This is a genomic window from Microcystis sp. 0824, assembly GCF_003112475.1.
Lineage (GTDB): Bacteria > Cyanobacteriota > Cyanobacteriia > Cyanobacteriales > Microcystaceae > Microcystis > Microcystis aeruginosa_C.
Map to the genome: position 1 here is coordinate 58,390 of NZ_BDSM01000027.1, position 25,682 is coordinate 84,071.

At 43.3% G+C, this 25,682-nt stretch carries 25 protein-coding genes and 2 pseudogenes; 13 read left to right on the plus strand and 14 right to left on the minus strand.

Features of this window, described 5'->3' with window-relative positions; all coding sequences use genetic code 11:
- Positions 1-720: 720 nt before the first annotated feature.
- Positions 721-1,671, plus strand: coding sequence for an NAD-dependent epimerase/dehydratase family protein (locus N0824_RS11900; RefSeq protein ID WP_108936903.1), 951 nt, complete (start codon positions 721-723; stop codon positions 1,669-1,671).
- 669 nt (positions 1,672-2,340) lie between these two features.
- Here the strand turns inward: N0824_RS11900 and N0824_RS11905 are convergent.
- The gene (locus N0824_RS11905) at positions 2,341-3,012 is read right to left on the minus strand and encodes a hypothetical protein (protein ID WP_108936904.1); all 672 of its coding nucleotides are present in this window, start codon (positions 3,010-3,012) and stop codon (positions 2,341-2,343) included.
- A gap of 285 nt (positions 3,013-3,297) precedes the next feature.
- On the opposite strand from N0824_RS11905, the gene N0824_RS11910 reads away from it, so the two are divergent.
- Positions 3,298-4,053, plus strand: a complete 756-nt coding sequence (locus tag N0824_RS11910) for a cobalt-precorrin-6A reductase (protein ID WP_108936905.1) — start codon at positions 3,298-3,300, stop codon at positions 4,051-4,053.
- Between the two features lie 310 nt (positions 4,054-4,363).
- Here N0824_RS11910 and N0824_RS11920 read toward each other — a convergent pair whose 3' ends face one another.
- Together N0824_RS11920 and panD are read right to left on the minus strand one after the other, a co-directional pair.
- Complete coding sequence (locus tag N0824_RS11920; protein ID WP_046663184.1) at positions 4,364-5,551, minus strand: TRC40/GET3/ArsA family transport-energizing ATPase; 1,188 nt, start codon at positions 5,549-5,551, stop codon at positions 4,364-4,366.
- 74 nt (positions 5,552-5,625) lie between these two features.
- Positions 5,626-6,045 (minus strand): aspartate 1-decarboxylase, encoded by a 420-nt coding sequence (panD, locus tag N0824_RS11925; RefSeq protein WP_108936906.1) that lies wholly within the window; start codon positions 6,043-6,045, stop codon positions 5,626-5,628.
- Positions 6,046-6,082: 37 nt separating this feature from the next.
- On the opposite strand from panD, the gene N0824_RS11930 reads away from it, so the two are divergent.
- Positions 6,083-6,910, plus strand: coding sequence for a DUF3598 family protein (locus N0824_RS11930; RefSeq protein WP_108936973.1), 828 nt, complete (start codon positions 6,083-6,085; stop codon positions 6,908-6,910).
- Positions 6,911-7,912: 1,002 nt separating this feature from the next.
- Here the strand turns inward: N0824_RS11930 and N0824_RS11940 are convergent.
- Positions 7,913-8,695, minus strand: a complete 783-nt coding sequence (locus N0824_RS11940; protein WP_108936908.1) for an aldolase/citrate lyase family protein — start codon at positions 8,693-8,695, stop codon at positions 7,913-7,915.
- A gap of 396 nt (positions 8,696-9,091) precedes the next feature.
- On the opposite strand from N0824_RS11940, the gene aspS reads away from it, so the two are divergent.
- Complete coding sequence (gene aspS / locus N0824_RS11945) at positions 9,092-10,879, plus strand: aspartate--tRNA ligase (protein ID WP_108936909.1); 1,788 nt, start codon at positions 9,092-9,094, stop codon at positions 10,877-10,879.
- A 22-nt stretch (positions 10,880-10,901) separates the two neighbouring features.
- Here the strand turns inward: aspS and N0824_RS21735 are convergent.
- The 7 genes and pseudogenes from N0824_RS21735 to rpsO all read right to left on the minus strand — a co-directional run.
- Positions 10,902-11,018, minus strand: a pseudogene (locus tag N0824_RS21735) (Uma2 family endonuclease); the annotation flags it as partial.
- 159 nt (positions 11,019-11,177) lie between these two features.
- The gene (locus N0824_RS11955; protein ID WP_108936910.1) at positions 11,178-12,536 is read right to left on the minus strand and encodes an SUMF1/EgtB/PvdO family nonheme iron enzyme; all 1,359 of its coding nucleotides are present in this window, start codon (positions 12,534-12,536) and stop codon (positions 11,178-11,180) included.
- Positions 12,537-12,698: 162 nt separating this feature from the next.
- Positions 12,699-13,355, minus strand: coding sequence for a Uma2 family endonuclease (locus N0824_RS11960; protein ID WP_108936911.1), 657 nt, complete (start codon positions 13,353-13,355; stop codon positions 12,699-12,701).
- 7 nt (positions 13,356-13,362) lie between these two features.
- Positions 13,363-14,016: a Uma2 family endonuclease gene (locus tag N0824_RS11965; RefSeq protein WP_108936912.1), complete on the minus strand. Its 654-nt coding sequence runs from the start codon at positions 14,014-14,016 to the stop codon at positions 13,363-13,365.
- 65 nt (positions 14,017-14,081) lie between these two features.
- Positions 14,082-15,137: a 3-deoxy-7-phosphoheptulonate synthase gene (aroF, locus tag N0824_RS11970; protein ID WP_108936913.1), complete on the minus strand. Its 1,056-nt coding sequence runs from the start codon at positions 15,135-15,137 to the stop codon at positions 14,082-14,084.
- A gap of 58 nt (positions 15,138-15,195) precedes the next feature.
- Complete coding sequence (locus N0824_RS11975) at positions 15,196-15,660, minus strand: PAM68 family protein (protein WP_108936914.1); 465 nt, start codon at positions 15,658-15,660, stop codon at positions 15,196-15,198.
- A gap of 24 nt (positions 15,661-15,684) precedes the next feature.
- Positions 15,685-15,954, minus strand: coding sequence for a 30S ribosomal protein S15 (gene rpsO / locus N0824_RS11980; protein ID WP_002741886.1), 270 nt, complete (start codon positions 15,952-15,954; stop codon positions 15,685-15,687).
- Positions 15,955-16,200: 246 nt separating this feature from the next.
- Here rpsO and N0824_RS11985 point away from each other — a divergent pair, with 246 nt between their 5' ends.
- Entirely contained in the window at positions 16,201-16,530 is a 330-nt protein-coding gene (locus tag N0824_RS11985) for an NAD(P)H-quinone oxidoreductase subunit M (RefSeq protein WP_002738864.1), read from the plus strand.
- A gap of 113 nt (positions 16,531-16,643) precedes the next feature.
- Here the strand turns inward: N0824_RS11985 and N0824_RS11990 are convergent.
- The 3 genes and pseudogenes from N0824_RS11990 to rpaB all read right to left on the minus strand — a co-directional run.
- Positions 16,644-16,972 (minus strand): annotated as a pseudogene (locus N0824_RS11990) (shikimate 5-dehydrogenase); the annotation flags it as partial.
- Between the two features lie 33 nt (positions 16,973-17,005).
- Entirely contained in the window at positions 17,006-17,647 is a 642-nt protein-coding gene (locus N0824_RS11995) for a cofactor assembly of complex C subunit B (RefSeq protein ID WP_108936915.1), read from the minus strand.
- 9 nt (positions 17,648-17,656) lie between these two features.
- Positions 17,657-18,385: a response regulator transcription factor RpaB gene (gene rpaB / locus N0824_RS12000; protein ID WP_002781934.1), complete on the minus strand. Its 729-nt coding sequence runs from the start codon at positions 18,383-18,385 to the stop codon at positions 17,657-17,659.
- Between the two features lie 233 nt (positions 18,386-18,618).
- Between rpaB and radA the strand changes: the two genes are divergently transcribed.
- The 8 genes from radA (at position 18,619) to N0824_RS12040 (ending at position 25,543) form a co-directional block, all read left to right on the plus strand.
- A complete protein-coding gene (gene radA / locus N0824_RS12005) occupies positions 18,619-20,145 on the plus strand; it encodes a DNA repair protein RadA (protein ID WP_002804099.1) in 1,527 nt (508 codons plus the stop codon).
- 45 nt (positions 20,146-20,190) lie between these two features.
- Entirely contained in the window at positions 20,191-20,292 is a 102-nt protein-coding gene (gene petL, locus N0824_RS12010; RefSeq protein ID WP_002752397.1) for a cytochrome b6-f complex subunit PetL, read from the plus strand.
- 72 nt (positions 20,293-20,364) lie between these two features.
- Positions 20,365-20,820 (plus strand): DUF29 domain-containing protein, encoded by a 456-nt coding sequence (locus tag N0824_RS12015; RefSeq protein ID WP_108936916.1) that lies wholly within the window; start codon positions 20,365-20,367, stop codon positions 20,818-20,820.
- Positions 20,821-20,832: 12 nt separating this feature from the next.
- Positions 20,833-21,303: a DUF29 domain-containing protein gene (locus N0824_RS12020; RefSeq protein WP_108936917.1), complete on the plus strand. Its 471-nt coding sequence runs from the start codon at positions 20,833-20,835 to the stop codon at positions 21,301-21,303.
- Positions 21,300-21,758, plus strand: coding sequence for a DUF29 domain-containing protein (locus N0824_RS12025; RefSeq protein ID WP_108936918.1), 459 nt, complete (start codon positions 21,300-21,302; stop codon positions 21,756-21,758). Before N0824_RS12020 ends, N0824_RS12025 begins: the two co-directional genes overlap by 4 nt.
- On the plus strand, positions 21,751-22,680 hold the full coding sequence (locus tag N0824_RS12030; protein ID WP_108936919.1) for a YbhN family protein: 930 nt from the start codon (positions 21,751-21,753) through the stop codon (positions 22,678-22,680). The genes N0824_RS12025 and N0824_RS12030 overlap by 8 nt, the downstream gene beginning before the upstream one ends.
- Positions 22,681-23,069: 389 nt before the next feature.
- Positions 23,070-23,858, plus strand: a complete 789-nt coding sequence (locus tag N0824_RS12035; protein WP_108936920.1) for a Uma2 family endonuclease — start codon at positions 23,070-23,072, stop codon at positions 23,856-23,858.
- 311 nt (positions 23,859-24,169) lie between these two features.
- A complete protein-coding gene (locus N0824_RS12040) occupies positions 24,170-25,543 on the plus strand; it encodes a 1-acyl-sn-glycerol-3-phosphate acyltransferase (RefSeq protein ID WP_108936921.1) in 1,374 nt (457 codons plus the stop codon).
- Positions 25,544-25,682 lie beyond the last annotated feature (139 nt).

Sequence of the window (25,682 nt, forward strand, 5' to 3'; positions counted from 1 at the left end):
AAACCCAACACCTCACACCCCACACCCCACACCCCACACCCTGCCCCCACGAAAAACTTTTTCAGCAGCCCCTATCTAAAACCTCAGATAAATTTGACCCATCTTCCGCACTTCTTAACATTCAATTGATAATTTTTACTAATACATTGCTTACAACCCTTTGCCAGTAAGGATTATAGCTACAATGATGGATTTTTATCAAGGTGAAGAATTGTAATTGGTTTTCTCAGAAAAAATCAATTATTGAAAATAGTTCTCAATAGTATTCTCTACAATGACAGTTTTTCGTAAAAACATCTTGGGGAATGTAAAAACATATAAAAATATATGAAGATGTGCGGAATGTCGGATTTGAGATAATCTTGGGTTTTATGGATGGGATGGTTGTCTATTGTCTTTTTTCTCCTCCCCTAGACCGTCTCCCGTCTCCTAATCTAAGGGAAGATTTTTGATTTTTGCAGGAGATATAAGTAGGTAGGCGTTAAAAATTATCAGATGCCCCCCTTATTAAGGGGGATCCCCCGCCTATCGGCACCCCCCTTATCAAGGGGGGCAGGGGGGATCGAACCTAAAATCCATTTTTAATTTAATTATAACCAGCTACTTAATAAATCTATCGATTTTGACCCCTAAAAGCTGACAGCGGACGGCGGAAATCAATTGCGGCAAAAAGCGCAAAAATGATTACAATCGATACAAAATATCAACGACTAGGATTAAATGGCTACTCATATTGTTACTGGTGTCGCGGGTTTTATCGGTTCTAACTTGGCACAAAAGCTTTTAGAACAAGGAGATCAGGTGATCGGGATCGATCAATTTAATGATTATTACGACCCCAGTTTAAAGCGCAAAAATGCCCATATTCTAGCAAAATATCCCGAATTTAAGTTAATTGAAGCGGATATACAAGCCCTCGACTGGAGACAACTGTTGCAAGGAGTAGAAGTATTATTCCATCAGGCAGCCCAAGCAGGAGTCAGAGCAAGCTGGGGTGATGGATTTCGTCAATATACCGAAAGGAATATAAATGCTACTCAAATTATTCTTGAGGCCGCCAGGGAAACCCCTTCTTTACAACGGATGGTTTTTGCTTCCACTTCCTCGGTGTATGGCAATGCGGAAACGATGCCGACTCCGGAAACCCTTTGTCCCCAACCAGTTTCACCCTACGGCATCACCAAATTAGCGGCAGAAAGACTCTGTTGGCTATATCACCAGAATTTTAACGTTCCCGTCACTGCCTTGCGTTATTTCACCGTTTATGGACCGCGGCAACGTCCCGATATGGCTTTCCATAAGTTTTTTCAAGCAGCGATCGCGGGTAAACCGATCGGCATCTACGGAGATGGAAAACAAACCCGCGATTTTACCTTCATTAGCGATGCTGTAGCCGCTAATTTAGCCGCTGCCGTCGTGCCGGAAGCGGTGGGTGAGGTGTTTAATATTGGTGGTGGCAGTCGCGTGGTTTTACTGGATGTCTTGGATACCATGGAAAAAGTCATCGGTAAACCTATTGAGCGATCGCATCAAGGATTGGCCCGGGGAGATGCCCGTCACACCGCCGCCGATGTCACCAAAGCGCGTACTATTCTAGGTTATAACCCCCAAGTCTCTTTAGCCGAAGGATTAACCCAAGAATGGCAGTGGATTCAGGGATTATATTGTTAAGTTAATTAGGGTCTGTTGAAAAAGTTTGTTGGTGGGGGCAGGGTGTGGGGTGTAGGGTGTAGGGTTTTACCCATTTTCAGGCGGTCAATTACCTAATTTTCAGGGAAAAAGTGCCTAAATTTCCCCCCGATCACTCCCATATCCGGTACTTTTTGATTGACAAAAGATCTAAAAGTCTTATCCAACAAGGTTTTTAGCTTTATTCAGCAAGCCCTACATAAGTAGGTAGGCGTTAAAAGTTGTCAGATGCCCCCCTTATCAAGGGTAAATCCCCCCGCCTACCGGCACCCCCCTTATCAAGGGTAAATCCCCCCGCCTACCGGCACCCCCCTTATCAAGGGTAAATCCCCCCGCCTACCGGCACCCCCCTTATCAAGGGGGGCAGGGGGGATCGAACCCAAAATCTATCTTCAATTTAACTATAACCAGCTACTTATGTAATTAATTGTGTCCAGCTACTTAGAAACCATTTTTTTCAATTCTTGGCTCTCTTCCTTGTGGTGAGCAGTAGAGAAAGACTTTTTTTCGATTACCTCGTTTCCAGAGGTTCTAGCTCTTGTGTAACCTATCAGGTAAGGGAGGGAGACGCTGACTTGTCTCATTAAGATCGGCGATCATCTCTAACTTGAATTTTTACCCGTTTTAAAGTGGCGTTGATTTCGTCAAGCATTAGCGGCTCTCGCTTTCAGTCGGAAGATAGTTTGGTTGGCTCTCTGGCTGTTTTGTGCAGTTCTGCATAATTGCGCTTGCTATAACAAAGAGAACAAATCCATAAATACAAAAACTTATTAAATCGAACTTAGGCGGTATTTTTAACCCGCCCGTATCGGTTTCTAGCAATACCCGTTCTTTTCTTTGTTCCCAGAAATATCGCTCAATTTCTAACTTAAATAATTTGTGCAGTGCCAGATAAAGGTGCATACCACCCCAAAGCTCTTTTAAGCTTTTGTTTTCGGGGTCAAAATTTAAAACTTCCCCAACTCTATCAGTTTTAACTATTTTCCCTCGCTCAAGAGTGTTAAAGTCGAGTCCAAAATCAACATAATCCTGTTCTGACTTGCAATGTTCTATTCTCCAAGTCCAGACAAAAAGCTCAAATTGTAGGTTTTTATCCTTGCAAGTGATGGTTTTCTCGCTGCCATCTTCAAAATAAACCGTACATTTAACGTTTTGTCCGTTTCCCTGCGTTAATCCCCCAATGACACCGCCTATTGGCCCAGCTAACAGGGATCCCATTGTATATCCTACCGTTGTCCAACCAATGTTTTTTCTAAATTCCGCCCCTGCTATTTCTATTTTAACAGGAATTCTCGTATCTCGTCTATTTTGTAGGCTAAACATAGTCTAAAACTTAATTGTTAGCTTTATCATCGCTATTTTCGTTTTTTCCGTCTACGATCAAGATCACTGTTTCCGCTTAACTAATTTCTAAGCGCAAGTAGAGAGTTGATAGACTGTATTTGGATTATACAGCGAAAGTCAATATGTTTAGATTACCTCGTTGCAAGGCTCTCCCTTGTAACGCATTTCCAGAGGTTCTAGCTCTTGTGTAACCCCCAAAATCTCCTTCCTTTGCAAGGGAAGATAGGAAGATGGAAAATTAGTTAACCTTTTGACGATTGCTAGATGACTAAAAATAAAAGAGTGCTGATTTTAGGGGGAACGGGGGAAGCGGCGGCATTAGCGGCTAAAATTGCGACAATTCCGGGTATAGATGCCATCGCTTCCTTTGCCGGTCGCACGAGAGAACCGATTACTCTCACAACTCCTTCTCGCCGGGGGGGGTTTGGTGGTGCCACCGGGTTAGCCAATTATCTGCGCCAAGAAAGCATTGATTGTTTAATTGATGCCACCCATCCCTTTGCCGCGCAAATTTCCTTTAATGCCGCTCAAGCCGCCTTGGATTGTGGTATTCCTCGATTAATCTTAAGTCGTCCAGCTTGGGAAAAAGTATCTGGAGATAATTGGATTGAAGTAGAAAACAATCAAGCGGCGGCGAATATTTTACCCGGGTTAGCGCCGCGGATATTCCTCACTATTGGTCGGCAAGAACTGGCAAGTTATGCACATCTAAAAAATATCTGGTTTTTGATGCGGATGATTGACCCTCCAGAAGCAGATGCCATCGTACCGATTGGAAAATTATTGTTGGAACGGGGGCCTTTTTCCTTACAGTCAGAGCGCTCTCTTTTACAAGAATATAAGATTGGGGCGATCGTGAGTAAAAACAGCGGCGGTGATGCCACTTACGCCAAAATTATCGCCGCTAGGGAGTTGGGAATAACCGTGGTCATGGTACAACGTCCACCCGTACCCGAAGGAGAAAAAGTGGCAGATGTTGAAAGTGTCCTGGCATGGTTAGAAAAAATATGGCTCTCTTGATTTTTCTGGGAAAATCATCAGTAAGGTTGGCTGAATAAATGTGAAATATAGACGAGGTAAGGGGTTTAGTGTCTCGTTTGGCGAAGCAGCTGCAAGATTTTCAAGTCCTGTAAGGGCAAAGCATTCGGGCAATAACCTATCGCTGAAACCGTAGATTTTCTATCCGAATGCTTCGCCCCTACTTTTTGCCGCAAACCCTAAGTAGATGTTATTTTTCAGTTCACTGATTACTGAAAAAACTCCCCACCTCCCAATTCATAATTCATAATTTAGAATTTATAATTCCCACTTCCCACCTACTCTGGAGAAATTACACTTTCACCACGTTGCTAAAAGAGATTTTCAGGTAATCATCTTCCATCTTTGCTCCGGAAGGTTTCAGGGCTGCCAAAGCTTGGGGTAAGACTAAATTACGACGGTGATTCCCAATGCGAATATTTAACTCGTCTCCAGTTTTATTTAGCTGTATTTGTTCCTTGGGTATGCCGGGTAAATATAACTCCAAACTGTAATTATTTTCCTGTTGAACTACCCGAATGGTGTTTTCTTGGTAATAAACCTTCGTCGGATCTTCCCCAGCAAAAAGAGTTTCTTTCAGTCTTTCCAAAGCGGGTAAACCACACATTTCTTCCGAGTAGAGAGGAACTTCCTTAACCGGTAAGGGATGAAAATTATCGTAAATTTCCTGTTTATAACCCTGTTGATTTTCTTTCCAACGAGCAAAGAAAGGATCGGTTACTTTGTCGGGAATAATCCGATTGGCAATAATTAAATCGGTGGAAACATTATAGAGACTTAGATAGGCATGGGCGCGTAAAGACTCCTTAATCACCATTTTTTCGGGGTTTGTCACCAAACGTACCGAGGTTTGAGTATTATCGGTCAAAACCTTTTCTAAAGCCTCGATCTGCTCATAAAACTCGTAGGGAGCATCCATAACTTCCTTGTCCGGTAGGGAAAAACCGGCGATCGGTCGAAATAAAGGTTCCACCAGTGGTCGCAATGCCACCGACATTCCCTGTAAAGGTTTGTAAAATCTTCTCATGTACCAACCGCCCACCTCTGGCAAACTCAGCAATCGTAAAGCTGTCCCCGTGGGTGCGGAATCGATAATCAACACATCATAAGTACCCTCATCGTAGTGGCGCTTCATGCGAACTAAGCCGAAAATCTCATCCATTCCGGGTAAAATCGCTAATTCTTCCGCTTGCACTCCATCCAAACCCCTAGCTTGCAATACCTGGGTGATATAACGTTTTACCGCGCCCCAGTTGCCTTCTAATTCCATTAGTGCGTCTAATTCTGCCCCCCAAAGATGGGGACGTACCAAACGAGGATCGTGACCTAATTCGAGATCAAAACTGTCAGCGAGAGAGTGAGCGGGATCGGTGCTGAGAACTAGGGTTTTATAGCCAAGTTCGGCGCATCGGAGTCCTGTAGCGGCGGCGACGGAGGTTTTACCCACGCCTCCTTTACCAGTCATGAGAATTACACGCATGGGGGCTGATTCTAAGAAAATTTACATTACTTATTCTTATTATGACGGGAAAGTTAACAAATTTGGGACAAGAATCAGCATTCTTGGCTATGGAATTCCACTCCCTGACCATCACCCCGGGGAATTAGACTCTGTTCAAAAAATTGCTGACAGCGATTTTCGGCATCAGCGACGAGAACTTTGGCAAAATGACCGTTTTCGAGAACTTCTTGCCTCGGACGTTGTTCGTAGGCATAGATAATCAAAATATCTCCGGGTTGACAGAGCAGAGCCGCCCCACCGTTGGGGCAAATTTCCCCGGTTTGGCCCGGAAAAACGTAGGTGGAAAAGCGCTTACCATTGCTAAGATTGACCACATCCACTTCTTCAAGGGGCAAAATACCGACCCGCTCGATCAATTCTCGATCGATAGTGATACTGCCGACATAATCGACGTTAGCCTCGCTGACGCGCACTCGATGGAGTTTGGCGTGCATTAATCGAATTGTTCCCATGTATTTTTTCCTATTTCCCCCAATTACCTCAATTATTATGCTCTCCCAGTGGGAATGTTTACTAAAAAATCTCGGTCAATGGCAAGGTTCTTTTACCCGTCTGTCTCCCCAAGGCGACTTGATCGAAGATACCCCGACTTTGGTATCTTTGCAAGGCATTAATAATAATCGATCGATTCGTCAATTGGTTCGCCGTCTCTACAGCGATCGAGCGCCGGAAGATTTGATTTTAGAGTATAGTTCTCTCCATCAGGGTATTCTATTTAGCCAGACGGGAGCTTTTTGCCAAGGTTCTTTATATTTTAGTAGTTTTTCCTCACAATTCGGGGCAGAATTTGGGTTAATCTCTGGAGAAAGACGATTAAGAATCGTACAGTTATTTAATGAGCGCTGTGAGTTCGATCGCTTGACTTTAATTCGGGAAAAGTTAGTGGATTCTCAGTCACCAGAAAGAGCGATGTTAACGGTGGAGCAATTACTGGGTCAATGGCGTGGACAAGCGGTGACAACGGGACGGGATTTTTATAATTCTGCTGCCTATTCTACCCATATCTCGATCGAGCGTCAGGGGGATAATTATCTCTCGCAAACTTTGACTTTTGGTGATAATCAAATTACTTCTAGCGCTCGTATTGAGGGACAAAGATTGTTGTTTGAAAATAGTCCGCTGCCGATGCAAATTCTGCTACTGCCCGATGGAGCTTCCTGTAATACACCTCTGAAAATCACTGCCGGTCATCCTTTTGTTTTAGAGCTGGGTTGGTTACTTTCTCCTACTCAAAGACAGCGCTTAATTCGTTCTTATGATCAGAAGGGAGAATGGACAGGTATTACTCTGGTGACGGAGGAAAAAGAAAGCTATTAGCCGTCAGCCATCAGCTAGATTGATAATAAAAAGGAAATTGACAATTACACTCAAAAATATAGCGTTTCTCCTAAAGATGAATTATAACTGGATTTGGTATCTTCTCCTTGCTCGGAGACTTCCCAAAACAACAACTTTGTACTTCACCAATAAGATAACTGCTCTCAGAAGCTGAATGCCAAGGACTAATTTATATAACAAAAACTTATCAAAATCTGAATATACTTGAGAAGATTTAAATTTACATTCCTTCATCTTTACTTTTCTTAAAAAATAATTGAGAAAAATTCCTATTTGTCAACGAGATTGCAATAGTTACAGCCTGCTGCTAGGATTTAAGAATCGGGTTACTCTGTGCATTTTTAGGCCTTGTACCTTAAAACCCTTACCATGTCTAGGATTACTAATTCGTCTCCAGGAAAAACTTGCCAATTGCTCCTTTGACGAAAAAGATCTTTTGCCAAAAATATGTGTACTTATGTTAAAACGAAAAAGTTTTTTTGACAAAATAGACCAGATGTGCTGCGACAAAAGATCCAGATTAGCTACTGGGGATGGGAAACTGTTAACTATCTAGGGTTTGCGGCAAAAAGTTGGTTGGTGGGGGCGGGGGTGTGGTGCGAACCACAGAGACAGGAAGGACACAAAGATTGATCGCTTCTATATAAGTAGCTGGTTTTAATTAAATTGAAGATAGATTTTGGGTTCGATCCCCCCTGCCCCCCTTGATAAGGGGGGATCGGCACCCCCTTAATCCCTCCTGAATAAGAGGGCATCTGACAATTTTTAACACCTACCTACTTAAGTTAAACTGATCACACCAAGAATAAGAGAGCCAATTTACCCCCGATCGATCCAATCCCTGGCACTTTTTGGAAACCAAAAAGCCTAAAAATCTGATCCAACAAGGTTTTTAGATTTACGCAGCTGGACTTACCTTTTATTTGTCAGATTGATTGGAGCTGCCTAGGTTTTGAGCGGTCGATCGAAGGACGAATATCTTTAACCAAAAAGTAAATCATGGAGGATTTCTAAACGCTGGTCATCTTCACGAACAATAGCACCATAATAATTTTTTTTATTCTCTAGCCAGAGTAATTCAAACTCGATCGCCTTTTGGAAAGCTAAACTAAAATTATCCAAAGCTTGGGGACAATCAAAGATAACTTTGCGCGTCTCGAAGCGGTCAAAATGTCCTTGGCAGAACATTTTGAAAAACGGTAAAGAATCTAGTGACACCCCACCCCCAATAGCCACAGTCAAACCGGCAGCCTTAGCCTTTTTTGCCAAAGGTAAAGCCAGATCTAAAACTTGCTCGCTATTGACATCCCGGCGAGTTAATCCCAAAGAACAGGCTAAATCCATCCGTCCGATGACGATACCATCGAGAGATTTTATCTCTGGAATCGCCAACATTTCCTGAAAATTCTCACAGGCAGTAATCGTTTCAATATTAACCAATAACTCCACATCTTCCATCCCTTGGTCAGCTAAAACCCTCCTAGCTGCCCGCAGATATTTTTGTAAAGCGTAGGCTGTTTCTACCATGGGAGCAATTAAGCGATCGACTCCTAAATTAACCGCATCAAAGATATCTCTGATCGCTTCGCAACCAGCAATTTTCAGATTAAAATCTACCCCCGCTTTCAGACTAATTTCTTTCAACCGCATCGCTTCCGTCAGTCGGGTTCCTTCCGTCTCGAATTCTGCTTTTACCCCTGAAACATGGTGATCTTCCCTGAGTTCTCTTAACAGTTCCACCATTTTTTTTTCTAAGGAATTCATGATTTTAATCGTTTAAAATTGGTAACTGCTAGATGAGCCTTGTTGATTAGATCTCTTGCATAATTAATTTTTGAGGGTTCAAAAACGGCAAAAATAAGGATTAAATTGCCTAAAATCTGTAAATATACCATTTAGTTAATTATTATTCATTCTTAATTCTCCTGACTCCTGACTCCTGACTCCTAACCCTAACAACAATTTTTAGTTTTCACAAGAGGTCTATTATAGCCGATCTGCCAAAAGCTGATGGCTGAGGACTAAGAGACCATAAAAATACTCTAAACAAGGGGACAAGAGCGACAAAATACCGGCATAATGAACAAGGCCGTCTGATTTTTTTCTGGCCACATCCTTTCTATACTACATTCGTAATATAAGTAATTCTCTAGTTAGACTATGCGAACTCACTACTGTGGCGACCTTAGCGCGATCGAAATTGAAAAAAGTGTCACCCTCTTCGGTTGGGTCGATCGTCGTCGCGATCACGGTGGCGTTATTTTTATTGATCTGCGGGATCGCAGTGGTATTGTCCAGATCGTCAGCGATCCCCAACGAACCCCCGCTTCCTATCCCATTGCTGAAACCGTCAGAAACGAGTATGTCCTCAAGGTGACGGGAACAGTCAGTCAAAGGCCTACCGAATCCCTTAACCCGCGCATTGCCACCGGAGAAATCGAAATTTACGCCACTAGCATCGAGATTCTCAACGGGGTTACTAAACAACTGCCTTTTGTCGTCTCTAGTTCCGAAAGTGAATCGGTCCGGGAAGATGTGCGCTTGCGATACCGCTATCTAGACCTACGCCGGGAGCGTATGAGTCAGAATTTACAACTACGTCACCAAGTTGTCAAAGAAATGCGCCGTTTTCTCGAAGATGAACAGCATTTTATCGAAGTGGAAACGCCGATTTTAACTCGATCGACTCCCGAAGGAGCGCGGGATTATCTGGTTCCTTCCAGGGTCAGCCCGGGCCAATGGTACGCTTTACCCCAATCACCGCAATTATTTAAGCAATTATTAATGGTGTCGGGAATGGATCGCTACTATCAAATCGCCCGCTGTTTCCGCGATGAAGATCTGCGCGCTGATCGTCAACCAGAATTTACTCAGTTGGATATGGAGATGAGTTTTCTCTCCTTAAGCGAGATTTTAGCCCTGAATGAGGCTTTGATCGCTCATATCTTCAAAAAAGTCAAAAATATCGATATAAGCCTGCCCCTGCCCCGTTTAACCTATGCTGAGGCTATGGATCGCTATGGGGTCGATCGCCCTGATACCCGTTTTGGCTTGGAATTGGTCAATGTGGCGGAGATTTTTGCCGATTCGGGATTTAAGGTGTTTTCAGGTGCGATCGCTAGTGGTGGGACGGTGAAAGTTTTACCGATTCCCAACGGTAACGAGGCGATTTCCAACGTCAGAATCAAACCGGGTGGGGATTTATTCAAAGAAGCCACCGATGCGGGGGCGAAGGGAATTGCCTACATCCGCGTGCGCGAAGACTACGATTTTGATACCATTGGTGCGATTAAAGATAACCTGACAGAGGCACAAAAACAGGCTTTAATCGAGAAGACTGGCGCAAAACCGGGGCATCTGCTCTTATTTGGGGCAGGAGATACCGATACAGTCAATAAATCCCTATCCCGCCTACGCTTAGTTTTAGGGGAACAATTGGGATTAATTGATCCCGAGAAAATTAACCTCCTCTGGGTGACGGATTTCCCGATGTTTGAATACAACGCCGAGGAAAAACGCCTAGAAGCATTGCATCACCCCTTTACTGCCCCTAATCCCGAAGATTTAGACGATCTAGCCCATGCTCGCGCCCTCGCCTACGATATGATTTTTAATGGTATTGAAATCGGTGGCGGCAGTTTGCGGATCTATCAACGGGAAGTACAGGAAAAAGTCTTCGCCACCATCGGTCTATCCCCAGAGGAAGCCTATAATAAATTCGGCTTTTTGTTAGAAGCTTTTGAATACGGAACCCCTCCCCACGGTGGCATCGCCTACGGTTTAGATCGCTTGGTGATGTTGTTAGCAGGGGAAGAATCAATTCGCGATGTGATTGCTTTCCCGAAAACCCAGCAAGCTAGTTGTTTACTCACTTCTGCACCTTCAACAGTGGCAGCGAAGCAATTAAAGGAATTATCCGTTGCTTCTACCTACAAACCGCCATCCTAAGATTAGGGTGGGCATTGCCCACCTAATTTTTGCAAGTCTGTTGACACCATGCTCTTAAATTCTTTTCTGCCCTGACTTCATCCTCTTTAGCAGTGGCTAAAAATTCCTAGAGTTTAGTTTTGGGAACTAGGGGAAAAGTGCAGGGTAAGCGCATCTTAACAATCCTTGACAATTGTTAAGCAAAAATCGACCAAATGGGTCGAGTTCGCCCCTACAAAATCGACCCGCCTAAGGGCGGGAAAGAAAAGAAAAAAGAAAAAATAGGGAATGAGGGTAAAAGGGGAAAAAGGCAAAAGGGTTAGAGAGTTCTCCCGAAAACGCAGGCTACCCGAAAACCGTAATTGTTGATGCGGTTGACGCGGCGGAAGTAGTAGTCGTAGCGAATCGCGGAACGGCAGTAAGTAGGATTGTAGCCCCAGGAACCGCCCCGCAGAGGAGAACGATTATTATTACCATTTTCTATCCAGACACTGCCATCCGTCGGCGCACCGTCATAGTTATCGTGCCAAGTATCGGCGCACCACTCCCGGACATTGCCGTGCATATCGTACAGTCCAAAGGCGTTTGGGGGAAATTGTCCCACGGGAGTTGTTTCGTTTCGATATTCTCCGTTCGGTTCATCGGCGTAGGTATTACTGGCATTGTAGTTAGCCAATTCCCCCGTAATGGTTTCCCCAAAGTAAAACGGGGTGGTGGTTCCAGCACGACAAGCGTATTCCCATTCCGCTTCACTCGGTAGTCGGTATTCCCGAACCGTTAGTTTTGATAATCTCGCACAGAACTCGATCGCATCGTACCAGTTGACTTGTTCCACGGGACGGCGATCGCTATCGGGACGGTCTTTAAAATAGGCTGGGTTGAAATCAAGGTCTTGTTTAACTTTTAAATCCGTGCGAGAGGCGATCGCTTTCCACTGGGCCTGGGTGATGGGGTATTTACCCATAAAGAAGGGTGGGACAGTTACTTCATGTTGTGGTCTTTCCCTTCTAAATCCTTCCCAATTAAATTTTTTAACCAGTCTTTCGATTTCCTCATCTTCTGTTCCCATCAGGAAAGTTCCCCCCGGAATGGCGACCATTTCTAAGGTGATGCCTTTGCCCAGATCTTCCCTGAAATATTGGGACTGTTTCGACTCTTTTCTAATTTGCTCACCCTTCGCATTTACTCCCACCACCTCAAAGTTAAATACTGATAACAGTTGTTTTGGCTCTTCCGGTTCAGGATTGAACTGATGGGTAATTGCTCTTTCTAGTTGCTCAAATCCGTCTTCTTCCCAATAATCAAGCCGGTGAATATCTCGCAGATTCAAGCTAACTTCTGCAAGTCGCAGATCAGGAATTTCGCATTCTTCTAACCTCATGGGAATAAAAAAAATTGTCCCCGGTAGCATCTCTCCCAAGGTATCAAGTGCAATCCTCAACTCCCGTTGGATGTATCCCTGTTTATTAGCCGATTTCGCTGACAGACAGGCGAGAAAAATCTGACTAGCTTTAATCGCTTTCGGAATTTCATCTCGCCAAATTTGCCCCGGAATCAGGTCTTTTTTATCCAACCAAGGTTTATATCCCGCTTGCTTAAGGCGCTCATGCAGTGCCAAAACTGCTGGTTTGTCCTCACTGGCATGGGCCAAGAAAATTTGGATCTCTGACTTTTTCATAACTTTTTCTTATGACCACAAGTAGGGGAGAGCCAGATTAACTGGCAGAAAATCTCTAAATAAACCATTTAATTAATTATTACTCATTCTTAATTCTCCTGTCTCCTGACTCCTGACGACCGGCTCCTAACCCCACCAACAAACTTTTTCAGCAAACCCTAGTTAATTATTTTTAGCTAGTTGACTGACAACCCATGCTCTTAAATTCTTTTCTGCTTTAACTTCATCCTCTTTAGCAGTGGCTAAAAATTCATAGAGTTTAGTTTTCGGAACTAGGGGAAAAGTGGGACTAAATTCTTCTTCCTGATAAACCCCCTTTTCTAACCGATAAATGCGCCAGATTTGTCCATTAAAACGCCATAATTCCGGCACTCCTAAACGGGCATAAAGTGCTAATTTATTAATATCCGTGTGGGTTATATCCACTTCCACCACTAAATCTGGGGGCGGATCTTCAGTTAAATTAATTTTTTTTCCTAGCACTTTAGCTTGATTTTGAATATAGTAAGCATTATCCGGTTCTGCTCCTCGTTCTAAATCTTCCCTAGCTAGAGTTGTGGAACCCATACTTTTAATTTTTAAACCCAATTCTACCACCAAAATCCGAATAAATAATCCGATTAATTCTCGATAAAACTCGTGTTCTTCTAGGGGCATAGTAATCTCTAAAGTACCACGATCATAAAATAAATGGGCGCGATTATTTTCCCCTAGGGCCTGTAAAATTTGCCGATAGGATAACCAACTGAGATGATTAAAAACTACCCGTTTTTCGCCCCTAATTTGCTCAGTATTTAACTCCAGAGGAATCGTCACCATAATTACCTCAACTTTCAGCTAGTTGACTAACAACCCATGCTCTTAAATTCTTTTCTGCCCTGACTTCATCCTCTTTAGCAGTGGCTAAAAATTCATAGAGTTTAGTTTTGGGAACTAGGGGAAAAGTGGGACTAAATTCTTCTTCCTGATAAACCCCCTTTTCTAACCGATAAATGCGCCAGATTTGTCCATTAAAACGCCATAATTCCGGCACTCCCAAACGGGCATAAAGTGCTAATTTATTAATATCCGTGTGGGTAATATCCACTTCCACCACTAAATCTGGCGGCGGATCTTCAGTTAAATTAATTCTTTTTCCTAGCACTTTAGCTTGATTTTGAATATAGTAAGCATTATCGGGTTCTGCCCCTCGTTCTAAATCTTCCCTAGCTAGAGTTGTGGAACCCATACTTTTAATTTTTAAACCCAATTCGGACACCAAAAAATAGATAAAACGTCCAATTAATTCTCGATAAAACTCGTGTTCTTCTAGGGGCATAGTAATTTCTAAAGTGCCACGATCATAAAATAAATGGGCGCGATTATTTTCCCCTAGGGCCTGTAAAATTTGCCGATAGGATAACCAACTGAGATGATAAAAAGTAACCCGTTTTTCGCCCCTAATTTGCTCAGTATTTAACTCCAGAGGAACTGTCACCATAACTGCCCCGAAAAGCGAAATTTATGCCCAAAAAAGGGGGTTGATTCACCCCCTGACCATCTTAATTAAACCAGTGCTGGAACCTGGGGCCAACGCCCAATCGTCTTACCAATGACCGCTAACTCCCGCGTTAACTGGTCGAACCTGTCGGGGGTCAAGGATTGCGGCCCATCGGATAGGGCCTTGGCTGGGTTAGGATGTACCTCGATCATCAAGGAATCGGCCCCAGCTGCCAGGGAAGCCATGGCCATGGTCGGTACATATTCCCATTTACCTGTACCGTGGCTAGGATCGATCATGATCGGCAGGTGGGTTAAAGTTCTTAAAACGGGAATACAGGATAAATCTAGGGTATTGCGAGTATATTTACTGTCAAAGGTGCGGATACCGCGTTCGCAGAGAATGACATTGCTATTTCCTGCCGCGAGGATATATTCTGCCGCCATCAACCAATCTTCAATAGTGGCCGCCATGCCGCGCTTGAGTAGGACTGGTTTCGGTTGCGCCCCAACTTTTTTCAGGAGGGAAAAATTCTGCATATTGCGGGCCCCCACTTGTACCACGTCGGCTATTTCGACAATCTTATCGAGATCCGCCGCGTCCATTACTTCCGTGATAATACCCAGACCACTGGCATCTCTAGCCGCCGCTAGTAATTCCAAAGCGCTTTCCCCGTGACCTTGGAAAGCATAGGGAGAAGTGCGGGGTTTGTAGGCACCACCGCGGAGGAATTGCGCTCCGGCTGCCGCCACTCGTTTGGCAGTTTCCACGATCATCGCCTCATTTTCCACCGAACAGGGGCCGGCGACAATGCTAACGGTATGATTTCTGCCGATGGGGATAACACCGTTAGGAGTGGGGACTAAAACCTCGCTGTATTCGCCGTGACGGTATTCTAAAGAGGCGCGTTTGAAGGGTTGTTCGACTCGCAGGACGGTTTCGATCCAAGGGCTTAATTCTTGGATTTGTAGGGGGTCTAATTCCCTCGTTTCTCCGACTAAACCGATGACGACTTTATGCTTACCGACGATTTTCTCGGGACTTAATCCCCATGCCTCGAATTCGGCACCGACGCGCTCGATTTCAATTTCCGGGGAACCAACTTTCATGACAACAATCATGGCATTAACCTTTTATTGTTTCCTTTAATCTCTATTGTTGACGATTTCTAGAGGTTATCTATTTTTCTTCCATTTCTTTTTTGCCGGACCGCCACGCGGCGATCGTTCTGCCAAAATTAGCTTGAAATTCTTGCCATCCTAGCCAATCCCCCACCCGATCCTCATCCCAAGAAGCGGAGAAGATGCCATAACTCAGACCGATGAAACCTAGACCAAATAGGCTTAAACTGACGAGCATGGCGACGTAGGAAGGGATTTCGAGAAGATCGTGGCTAATAATCCAGTAGAAGCCAAAAAAGGAAGTTATCCCCAATGCTGTCGGAATGCCACAAAATACTGCCATGCGTTTGGCCATCCGTTGACTGACCACTTGGGGAATTGCCTTTAAGCTGGTTTCCTCGGAGCGATTTTTTATCGGCGGTGGCACGGGACTAGGGGCAATTTTCGGGGTTTTTCGCTTATTTTGGCGCGGCTCAAAGGGGAGACGCTGTTTTTTCTCCGTCGATTTCGATTCAGAGGCCATGGTAGGGATGCAAAGGGGGTAAGCTTAACGGCGAATTCCGAGACGACCAATCAGGGTTTGATAACGTTGTTGATCTTTCTTCTGAATATAGGTTAACAGTCCCCGACGACGACCGATCATCTGGAGTAATCCCCGGCGGGAAGCGTGGTCTTTTGGGTTAGCTTTCAGGTGTTCGGTCAGTTGGTTGATTCTCTCGGTTAAGAAAGCTACCTGTAACTCCGATGATCCTGTATCGGTTTCGTGGGACTGATATTGGCTGATTAGTTCTTGTTTCTTGGTCTGGGTTAAGGCCATAGGACTCGTGATCTCTGCTTAAACACTGCAATCTATCATAGTATCACGTTTCCGGTCGATCCGTAAACATTGTTCGGGAGACAGGAGATAGGGTGATAGGGTGATAGGGTGATAAGACAGCTTCCCCACTTCCCCACTTCCCTATCTACCCCACTTCATAATTCATAATTCATAATTCCCATTTCCCCATTGCCGCAAATCATGGCAAAATCTTAGACATAGCGTCTAACTTACCCTGAAGATTCCATGCTGTTAAAATCCACGACCCGTCATATTCGCATTTATACGGCTGAAGTAAAAAATAATCAATTGATCGAGAGTAACAATGTTTTGACTCTTGATGTGGATCCCGATAATGAATTTAATTGGGAAGAAGTGGCTCTCAATAAGGTTTATAGTAAGTTTGATGAATTGGTAGAGTCCTACAATGGGGAAGAACTGAGCGAATATAATCTCCGTCGCATCGGTTCAGATCTGGAACATTTTATCCGTTCTCTCCTGCAAAAAGGCGAAATTAGCTATAATCTCAATGCCAGAGTGCAGAACTATAGTATGGGTTTACCGAAATTAGGGTGAACGATCCCGCGTCAGTCCCCACCCGGACACCTAGGGGGTGGGGAATTTGCATCGCGGCAATGAGGAATTTCACGAATTGGGGCGAGGGAACAATTGCCTGTCACTCTTGTGGTTTTAAGCTGTACTGAATTTAAACTGCTTAAAAAAGTCACAACCATTAGGATAATCAGGAATTTAAACCCTTTCAAGTCAGCAATATCTTTAACTAGGATTGCATAACTATCTTCGACTTTTTCCATTCGTTTATCGAGACCTGCGACTTTTTCAGTCAGAGTTTTAATCTCTCCCTTTATTTCTGTGGTTTCCACTTTTAAATCATTAACATCTTGTTGGAGAGTGCAAGTTTTTGATTAACATCTCTTTGGAAAGTGTCGATTTTACTCTCGATGCTTGTCAGGACGGATTCAAGGGAGTAGGTAAAGGTTTCACCAGTTTGAGTCATCGGTTAAAATCCTGAGCTACAAAGTGAAATCGCCTAAAACTGACTGAAAGTGTTGGCTAATTTATCAGCAATTCCCTCGATCCAAATTTCATCTTGTTTAGTATAACTGCGCGGTGCATTTGCCGCCAAAATTAACACCCCTTCCTTACCGATGGGTTGACAGATTAAGCCTTGGGTGTTTTCTGGCAAATAGTCAAACTCGATTTTAGCGGGATATAAATTTAAATTAACTAAATAAACTGCTTTACCAGTTTCTAAAACTCTTTTGATAATATTACTAACTTTAACTTCAGAATTCTGGCTTAAGATACCGCGACGTAATAAAACTTCTCCCCGATAATAAACGATCAGAGATTTTGTCACGGTGTTAGTTAAAAGTAAATGGGAAGCCCAAGCAAGCTCAATTTTAACCGGTTCTGGCAAATCTGGGGCAAATTCCAGGCCTTCGCGCCCGATTAATTCCACAGCATCTGGTAAGCGGGGTTGAACTCTTTGCCAGATTAAACCCACCAAAATTAAAACCCCACTCAAAATCACTCCCATCACATCGGAACGCGCTTGCGATGGGGTTAAATCGGCAGTGGCAAAACGATTAAACATTAACACCGTACCCCCGACGATGCCGGCGAACAGGGGTAACAGTCTTAAAATACGATTGGGATCAGCTGGTGCCATAGCTGAGAACTATTCCTCGTCTGGTTCTAGAATCCGTTGAAAAAGATAGCCTGTACCTCTAGCGGTGAGAATTAACTCAGGATTGCTGGGATCATCCTCTAATTTGGCTCGTAAACGGGAAATATGCACATCTACCACCCGCGTATCCACATGACGTTCGGGGGTATAACCCCAAACTTCCTGAAGGATTTCCGAGCGGGAAAAAGCTTCTCCCGAGCGACTGACCAATAATTCCAGTAAACTAAATTCCATACCAGTCAGACGGATGCGTTCATCCCCCTTATAAACTTGGCGTTTATTGGTATCGATTTTAATGGAACCGATATGAATCACACCAGAACTGGGAATCCCCGGAGCGCCATTTTTCTCCACCCGACGCAACACCGAACGAATCCGCGCCTCGAGTTCTTTGGGAGAAAAGGGTTTAACCACATAGTCATCGGCACCCAATTCTAGTCCAGTAATTCGATCGGCCACATCCCCCAAAGCCGTTAACATAATGATAGGAATATCCGATTCTTTGCGGAGTTCCTGACAGACACCGTAACCGTCTAATTTCGGCATCATCACATCCAAAACCACTAAATCGGGTTCGGCGGTGCGGAAGGTTTCTAAAGCTTCCTCGCCGTCGGCGGCGGTGACGACTTCATAACCAATCATCGACAAACGAGTCTCTAAGATACGACGGATGCTGGCTTCATCATCAACAACGAGAATTTTTTCCTTCTGGTTCTCCAACTGAATTAACACTCCTTAGTTAAATAGTGTGATGAATTTTAAAGTTAAATAACGAGCGTTCCTGTTTATAGAATATCCTTTTGCCGTTATCATTAAGCCTAAATTTCCTATTTTATTTCTTTTATGGCAATTATCAATAACTTTAGGGTCTTGCTTCCCCTATATCATACTTAATTAAATTTGACAAGAGAATTGATCCCCAAACCGCTTTTCTTCAACTTTTCTTAAAAAACATGGCGAAATCGCGAACAATATATATCTGTAGCGCTTGTGGGGCGGAATCTCCCCAATGGTTGGGAAAATGCCCCAGTTGTGACACCTACGGGACGCTAGAAGAACAAGTGATGGCTGGTGGCAATAATCCGGCGGTAAATCGCCCAGGATGGCAAAATAGTCGCCCAAATAACGGCAAAGGGCAACGCAACCCCCAACCGCGCATCTCGGTTCGCTTCTCGGAAATTACCCAGTATGAACAGGAACGTTTTCCCTCCGGTTACGGGGAATTCGATCGCGTTCTCGGTGGTGGCATTGTTCCCGGTTCTCTTGTACTAATTGGCGGCGATCCGGGTATCGGCAAATCGACGCTTTTACTGCAAGTTACCAACCAACTCGCCCAAAGATTACCGCGCATCCTCTACGTTTCCGCCGAAGAATCGGGACAACAGATTAAACTGCGGGCTGCCCGTTTGGGGGTGGGAGTGGTTCCCGTGGAGTCGGAAAATAACGGCAATGGCAAGGAGAAAAAAGCCTCTGAATCAACCGCAGAACTCGATAATCATCTCTACGTTTTGCCAGAAACCGATTTAGAGGAAATTTTGCGGGAATTAGAATCTTTACGCCCACAGGTGGCGGTAATTGACAGTATTCAAACTCTTTATTTTGGGGCGTTAACTTCCGCACCGGGATCCGTCGCCCAAGTTCGCGAATGTACCTCCGCCTTGATGCAGGTGGCAAAACGGGAGAATATTACTTTATTAATTGTCGGTCATGTGACTAAAGAAGGGGCGATCGCTGGTCCGCGAGTTTTGGAACATTTGGTCGATACGGTGTTATATTTTGAAGGCGATCGCTATGCCTCCCATCGTCTCTTAAGATCCGTGAAAAACCGTTTTGGGGCCACCCATGAGATCGGTATTTTCGAGATGGTGGATCACGGTTTGGTGGAAGTGGAAAACCCCTCGGAATTGTTTTTAGGTAATCGCGATGAATTTTCCCCCGGTACGGCGACGGTGGTAGCCTGTGAAGGTACACGCCCGATTGTGGTGGAGTTACAGGCATTGGTTAGCCCTACCAGCTATGCTTCCCCCCGAAGATCGACCACGGGCATAGAATACAACCGATTACAGCAAATTCTCGCCGTTTTAGAAAAGCGCGTCGGCATTCCTTTATCGAAATTAGATGCCTATGTTGCCTCCGCAGGAGGGTTGGGAGTGGAAGAACCGGCGGCGGATCTGGGAGTTGCGATCGCTATTGTCGCCAGTTTTCGCGATCGAGTCGTGGATCCGCGCACAGTCTTAATCGGGGAAGTGGGATTAGGCGGACAAGTGCGCTTAGTGTCGCAAATGGAACTAAGATTAAAAGAAGCGGCGAAATTGGGCTTTAAACGGGCAATTGTCCCCAGAGGTCAAGTTTATCCCGAAGATGTGGGCTTAGAAATTGTTCCAGTCGGCAAGGTAATCGAGGCAATTGTCGCCGCAATTCCCCCCCAGCAGCGTTTTGGGGAAGATATGGAAGACGAGGAAGGGGAAGGGCAAGAATAACGGTACAATGCTAAAAAAGATTAAATTACTTGGGAGATTTTCACCATGTCTGTGTTAGCTGTTGCTGCTTTAGCGGGTTATCTGATCGTTTTTACCGGAATTGCCCTCGGTCTCTTTTTCGGTCTGCGCTCCGCTAAAATTATCTAGTATATAAACAGTAAAAAAGCTCTAGTGATCGATTTAACCGGTCACTATTGCCTATTGTAGGGGAGATAAAAAATGACTGTTATTCCCGACTTAAAAACTCTCTACGAAATTGATGATTCTCTCTGGTTAGAAGAAACTATCGAACTGCTCAAGGCTAAAAATTTTGAAGCGCTAGACTTAGAAAACTTGATCGAGGAGTTAGAAGACTTGGGGAACGAAAAAAGGTTTCGTGTTGCTAGTTTTTTACAGCAAATTATTAGACATTGTTTATTATTACAATTTTGGACAAGGGAAAGAGAATATAACCAAGCTCATTGGCAAGCAGAACTGGTAAATTTTCAAGATCAATTAAATACCTACCTAACGGCAAGTTTACGGAAATATTTAGAACAAGAATTTGATAATATTTATCAGAAGGCAATCCGTTATGTGAGAAAAAAGACCAACAATCAAGTTAACTTTCCCGATACTTGTCCCTACAGTTTAGAAGAACTTCTCGATCCTAATTGGCTACCACCTTACGAATAAAGAAGATAAAAAATGACTGTTATTCCCGACTTAAAAACTCTCTACGAAATTGATGATTCTCTCTGGTTATCAGAAACTATAGAACTGCTCAAGGCTAAAAATTTTGACGCTTTAGATTTAGACAATTTAATCGAGGAGTTAGAAGACTTGGGAAACGAAAAAAAGTTTCGTGTTGCTAGTTTATTAGAGCAAATTATTAGACATTTCTTACTCCTACAGTTCTGGACAGAAGAAAGAGCATATAATCAGGATCACTGGGAGTTAGAAATAGTCAACTTTCAAATTCAGCTAAAAAGACGTTTAACCACTAATCTCTGTAATTATTTACAAAATGAATTAACTAACATTTATGAAGATGCAGTTTTCTTTGTGCGGAAAAAGACAAAAAATAAAGTTACTTTCCCCGATAGTTGTCCCTACAGTTTAGAAGAACTTCTCGATCCTAATTGCCTGCCATCTTATCATCAAAGAGATAAAAAATGACTGTTATTCTCAACTTAAAAACTCTCTACGAAATTGATGATTACCTCTGGTTAGAAGAAACTATAGAACTTTTGAAGAATAAAAGATATGAAGCTTTAGATTTAGAAAACTTAATCGAGGAGTTAGAAGATTTAGGAAGCGAGAAAAAGTTTCGTGTTGCCAGTTTATTAGAGCAAATTATCAGACATTGTTTAGTCCTACAATTTTGGGAAGATGAAAGAACATATAATCGTAGTCATTGGCGCTCAGAAATTGTCAATTTCAAAAACCAGATCGACACTTATTTAACTACTAATCTCCGCAATTATCTCACTCAAGAATTACCTCGTATTTACCAGAAAGCCTTAAATTATGTTAGAGAAAAAACCGATGATCAAGTTAGTTTTCCTTGGAAATGTCCCTACAGTTTAGAAAATCTCCTTGATCTCGATTGGTTTCCTCCAGAAAATGAATAAAGGAAAAAACGAAATGCTGAACAAGTTTCTACGTTGGCTGATTATTGGGGGAACCTTATTTTTTGTTCTCAGTAACCTTAAAAATAACTGGGATAACGTCACCTCAGTTAGAATTGAAAATCATGGCTGGTTATTTCTTTTCTTGGCACTTGTAACCACCGTTATCGCTCAAATTTGGGCAGGATGGGTGTGGACATGGATACTCAAAAGCTATCAACAACCGATTAAAACCTCCACAGGAATTGGCATCTATATGATTACCAATTTAGGAAAATATCTACCCGGTAATATCGGTCACTTTTATGCTCGCATCGTGGCAATTAATAAAGCAGGAAGTGATTGGGGAACCGCTAGTTTAAGCGTTTTATTAGAACTTTTATTACTGGTGTGTGCAGCCTTAGCTATAGCAGTAATTGCTAGTGGTTTAGGTTGGATGAAATCTAGCTCAAGTCTAGGGATACAGATATTAGTTTTAGGATTAATTTTAATCGGCATTCATCCCAAATTTTTAAATTATCCTCTGAAAATCCTCAGCCAAAAGAAAAAGATTGCTCAAGAACCTGTTTATCTAACTAAATATCCTCTCGTCCCTCTCTTGGGTGAAACTGGATTTTTATTGTGGCGCGGTGCGGGTTTTATTTTAGCTTGGATGGTGTTAAAAATGATTACCCCCGCTCAGATTTTACCCTTCTTAGGGACTTTTAGTTTTGCTTGGTTATTGGGTTTAGTTGTCCCGGGAGCGCCGGGGGGATTAGGAGTTTTTGAAGCCACAGCAATCGCACTTTTAGACACAGAGAAATTTCCCGCCGCTAACGTACTTGTCACCGTTGCTATCTATCGTTTAATTAGCATTCTCTCCGAAGTCATCGCCGCTGGAATCGGGACAAAATTAGTTAAAGATAAAGCCAAGTTTTTTGGTTAGCTTAAGGATATTATAGCGTTTCCTGTTCGCAAGAGGTACATTATCGATGTTGAAAAGCTTAATCAGCAAGGGTTAAACTGTGCCACACAGGTGTGAGAACAGCTATATACTAAATCTGGTTATTAAAAACTGATTATCTATTGCTCCTTTTGCCTATTGTCAAGAGTGCCTATTGCCTCTCCTGATATGTAGCCTATACTCAACGGATTTAGTATTAGTCGGGTGTATTAGCCCAATGTAACGCACCCAGAAGAAAAGTTTTGATCATTGTTAAGCCAAGATAATTTTTTCAACTCCTAAAATCTATCTCCTCACTCCTAAATTCTGATGTAACATAGGATCAATAATCAGCAAAAATATAGATACTCCCACCTAGAGAGGCCGAAAAAATGACGATTGCCAAAAGCGACGAAACTGCCACCTCTCCGGCACCGATAGAAGAAGATTTCGAGGACTTCTGGGAACCCACCCCACCCCCCACAGACTTAATTTTTGATGATGGTGAACCCTTGGAAAGCAACCGACACCGCATTGCCATGAATGTCTTGATTCGCTCCCTACAGCAGGGTTACGGCGAACGAGACGACTTCTACACCGGTGGCAATATGTTTATTTATTTCAGCCGCGAACAGGCGAAAAATCGCGATTTTCGCGGGCCCGATTTCTTCGCCGTCCTCAATGTTGATGGCAAGAGAGAGCGACAGGGTTGGGTAATTTGGGAAGAAGAGGGACGTTATCCCGACGTTATCGTGGAATTAACCTCTCCTAGTACCGCCAAGACCGATAAAGTGCGAAAAAAAGCCATTTATGAGGGAACCTTCCGCACGCCAGATTATTTCATCTACGATCCTTTCGATGGCAATTCTTTACAAGGATGGCATTTAGGGGCCGACCAACGCTACCATTCTTTAGAACGAAACGAGCGCGGCTGGTTATGGTGCGAAACTTTAGGCTATTGGTTGGGAACTTGGGAGGGTACTATTGACCGAGAAATGGCAATTTGGGCCAGATTTTATGACCCGGAAGGCAATTTAATCCCCTTACCAGAAGAAGCAGCACAGGAGCAAGCGGCTGCGGCACAGGAGCAATTAAATGCTACTCAGCAAGCTCTGGAAGCGGAAAGACAGCGTTCTCAACAGTTGGCGGCTCGTTTGCGAGAAATGGGGATAGAGCTATAGTATAGCTGTATTTGTTTAGGTGAGGAGGTAAACTACTGGTGTTCCTGCTCGCTCAAAGTCGGTTAATTTCTCCTTTCACGGTTGAGGGAGCCTGCAATCCCAGTCTATTTGAAATCTAGCTCGACACCTGTTTGCTGCTGTGATTACCTTTTGGCCGGTGGGTAATTATTGATTAGAGTTTTCTTTTATTCTTCCTTAAACAGTAAACAGTAAACAGTGAACTGAAAACTCAAATCTGATAACTGATACCTGTCTCGGAGTCTCAACTAGGAAATTTATTTGGCACGACTACTTATACTTATATTACTTATATGTCTAATCTATCTTTGGGCGCACAACCTCCTCTAGAATTTATACACCCTGACCTTAATCCCTTGCTTTTAAAGGGATGTCAAATCTTTTTACCTCTCTGGTTACAAACTCAAACCAACTTAAGAGAAATTTCCGCCGCCAATCTAGAAACTTTAATCAAATTTTATCAAAAAAGTCAAGAGAAAAAAGTCCGTTTACTGCTTGCTTTTCGTCATCCCAGTATTAACGATCCCTACTGTATGGCCTATCTTTTGTGGAAATTAGTACCCAAAAAAGCCCAAGAGTTAGGAATAAAATTAAACAAGCCAATTCACGCTCATTTTATGTATGATCGAGGGATTCCTTTATGGGCGGGAGAAAGGGTAGGATGGTTATATTCTAAGTTAGGTGGCACACCAATTCAACGGGGAAAAGCCGATTTAATCGGATTGCGTTCGGCTCGTCGTTTATTATTAGAAGGAGATTATCCTTTGGCCGCCGCTCCGGAAGGGGCAACTAACGGACATAATGAGCTTGTCAGTGCGATTGAACCGGGTATTTCTCAATTGGCTTTTTGGGGTGTAGATGATGTCAAAAAAGCTAAACAACAGCAAGAAGTAATTATTTTACCCATTGGTATTCAGTATTTTTATATGACTCCAGTGTGGCAAGAAATCGAGCAAATTTTAACTAATTTAGAAACCGATAGCGGTTTAGAATCAATCCCGAATTCATCCCTAGAAGAAAAGGTTTTATACGAGCGTCTTTTTCGTTTAGGAGAAAGATTATTATCCTTAATGGAGGATTTTTATCGAGATTTCTACTATCAATCTTTGCCGGTAGTGCCTGCCAATGGTGATGATCCAAATGAAACCCTAGCCAAACGTTTAGCCAATTTATTAGATGTGGCCCTACAAACCGCAGAAAAGTATTTTAATATTTCTCCTAATGGTAATGTGATCGATCGCTGTCGTCGTTTGGAACAAGCAGGATGGGAACGCATTTATCGGGAAGAATTAAAACCCACTCATTCTATTTCTCCCCTTGAATTAGGATTAGCTTATCGCCTGGCCGATGAAGCTAATTTAAAAATGTGGCACATGAGAATTGTCGAAAGTTTCGTGTCAGTAACTGGTTATTATGTCAAGGAAAAACCCACCGTAGAAAGATTCGCCGAGACAATTTTATTACTCTGGGATTTAGTGATAAGAATTAAGGGAGGTAATCCCTTTTTTCGTCCCCAAATTGGTCAACAAAAAGCGATAATAACTATCGGTCAACCTATTTCCGTATCCGAGCGCTATGCTGATTATAAAAGCGATCGACGCTCGGCCGTAGCACAATTAACCCAAGATTTACAAACCAGTTTAGAAAGTTTAATTATTCATCAGTAGATAATTAGGTTTTGCTGAAAAAGTCTCTTGGTGGAGTCAGTTATCAGTTATCAGTTATCAGTTCACTGAGAAAACTCCCCACTTCCCCCCGCAACGGCTCGACTGAGCTTCACCGAACGTCCGAATGTCCGAACATCGC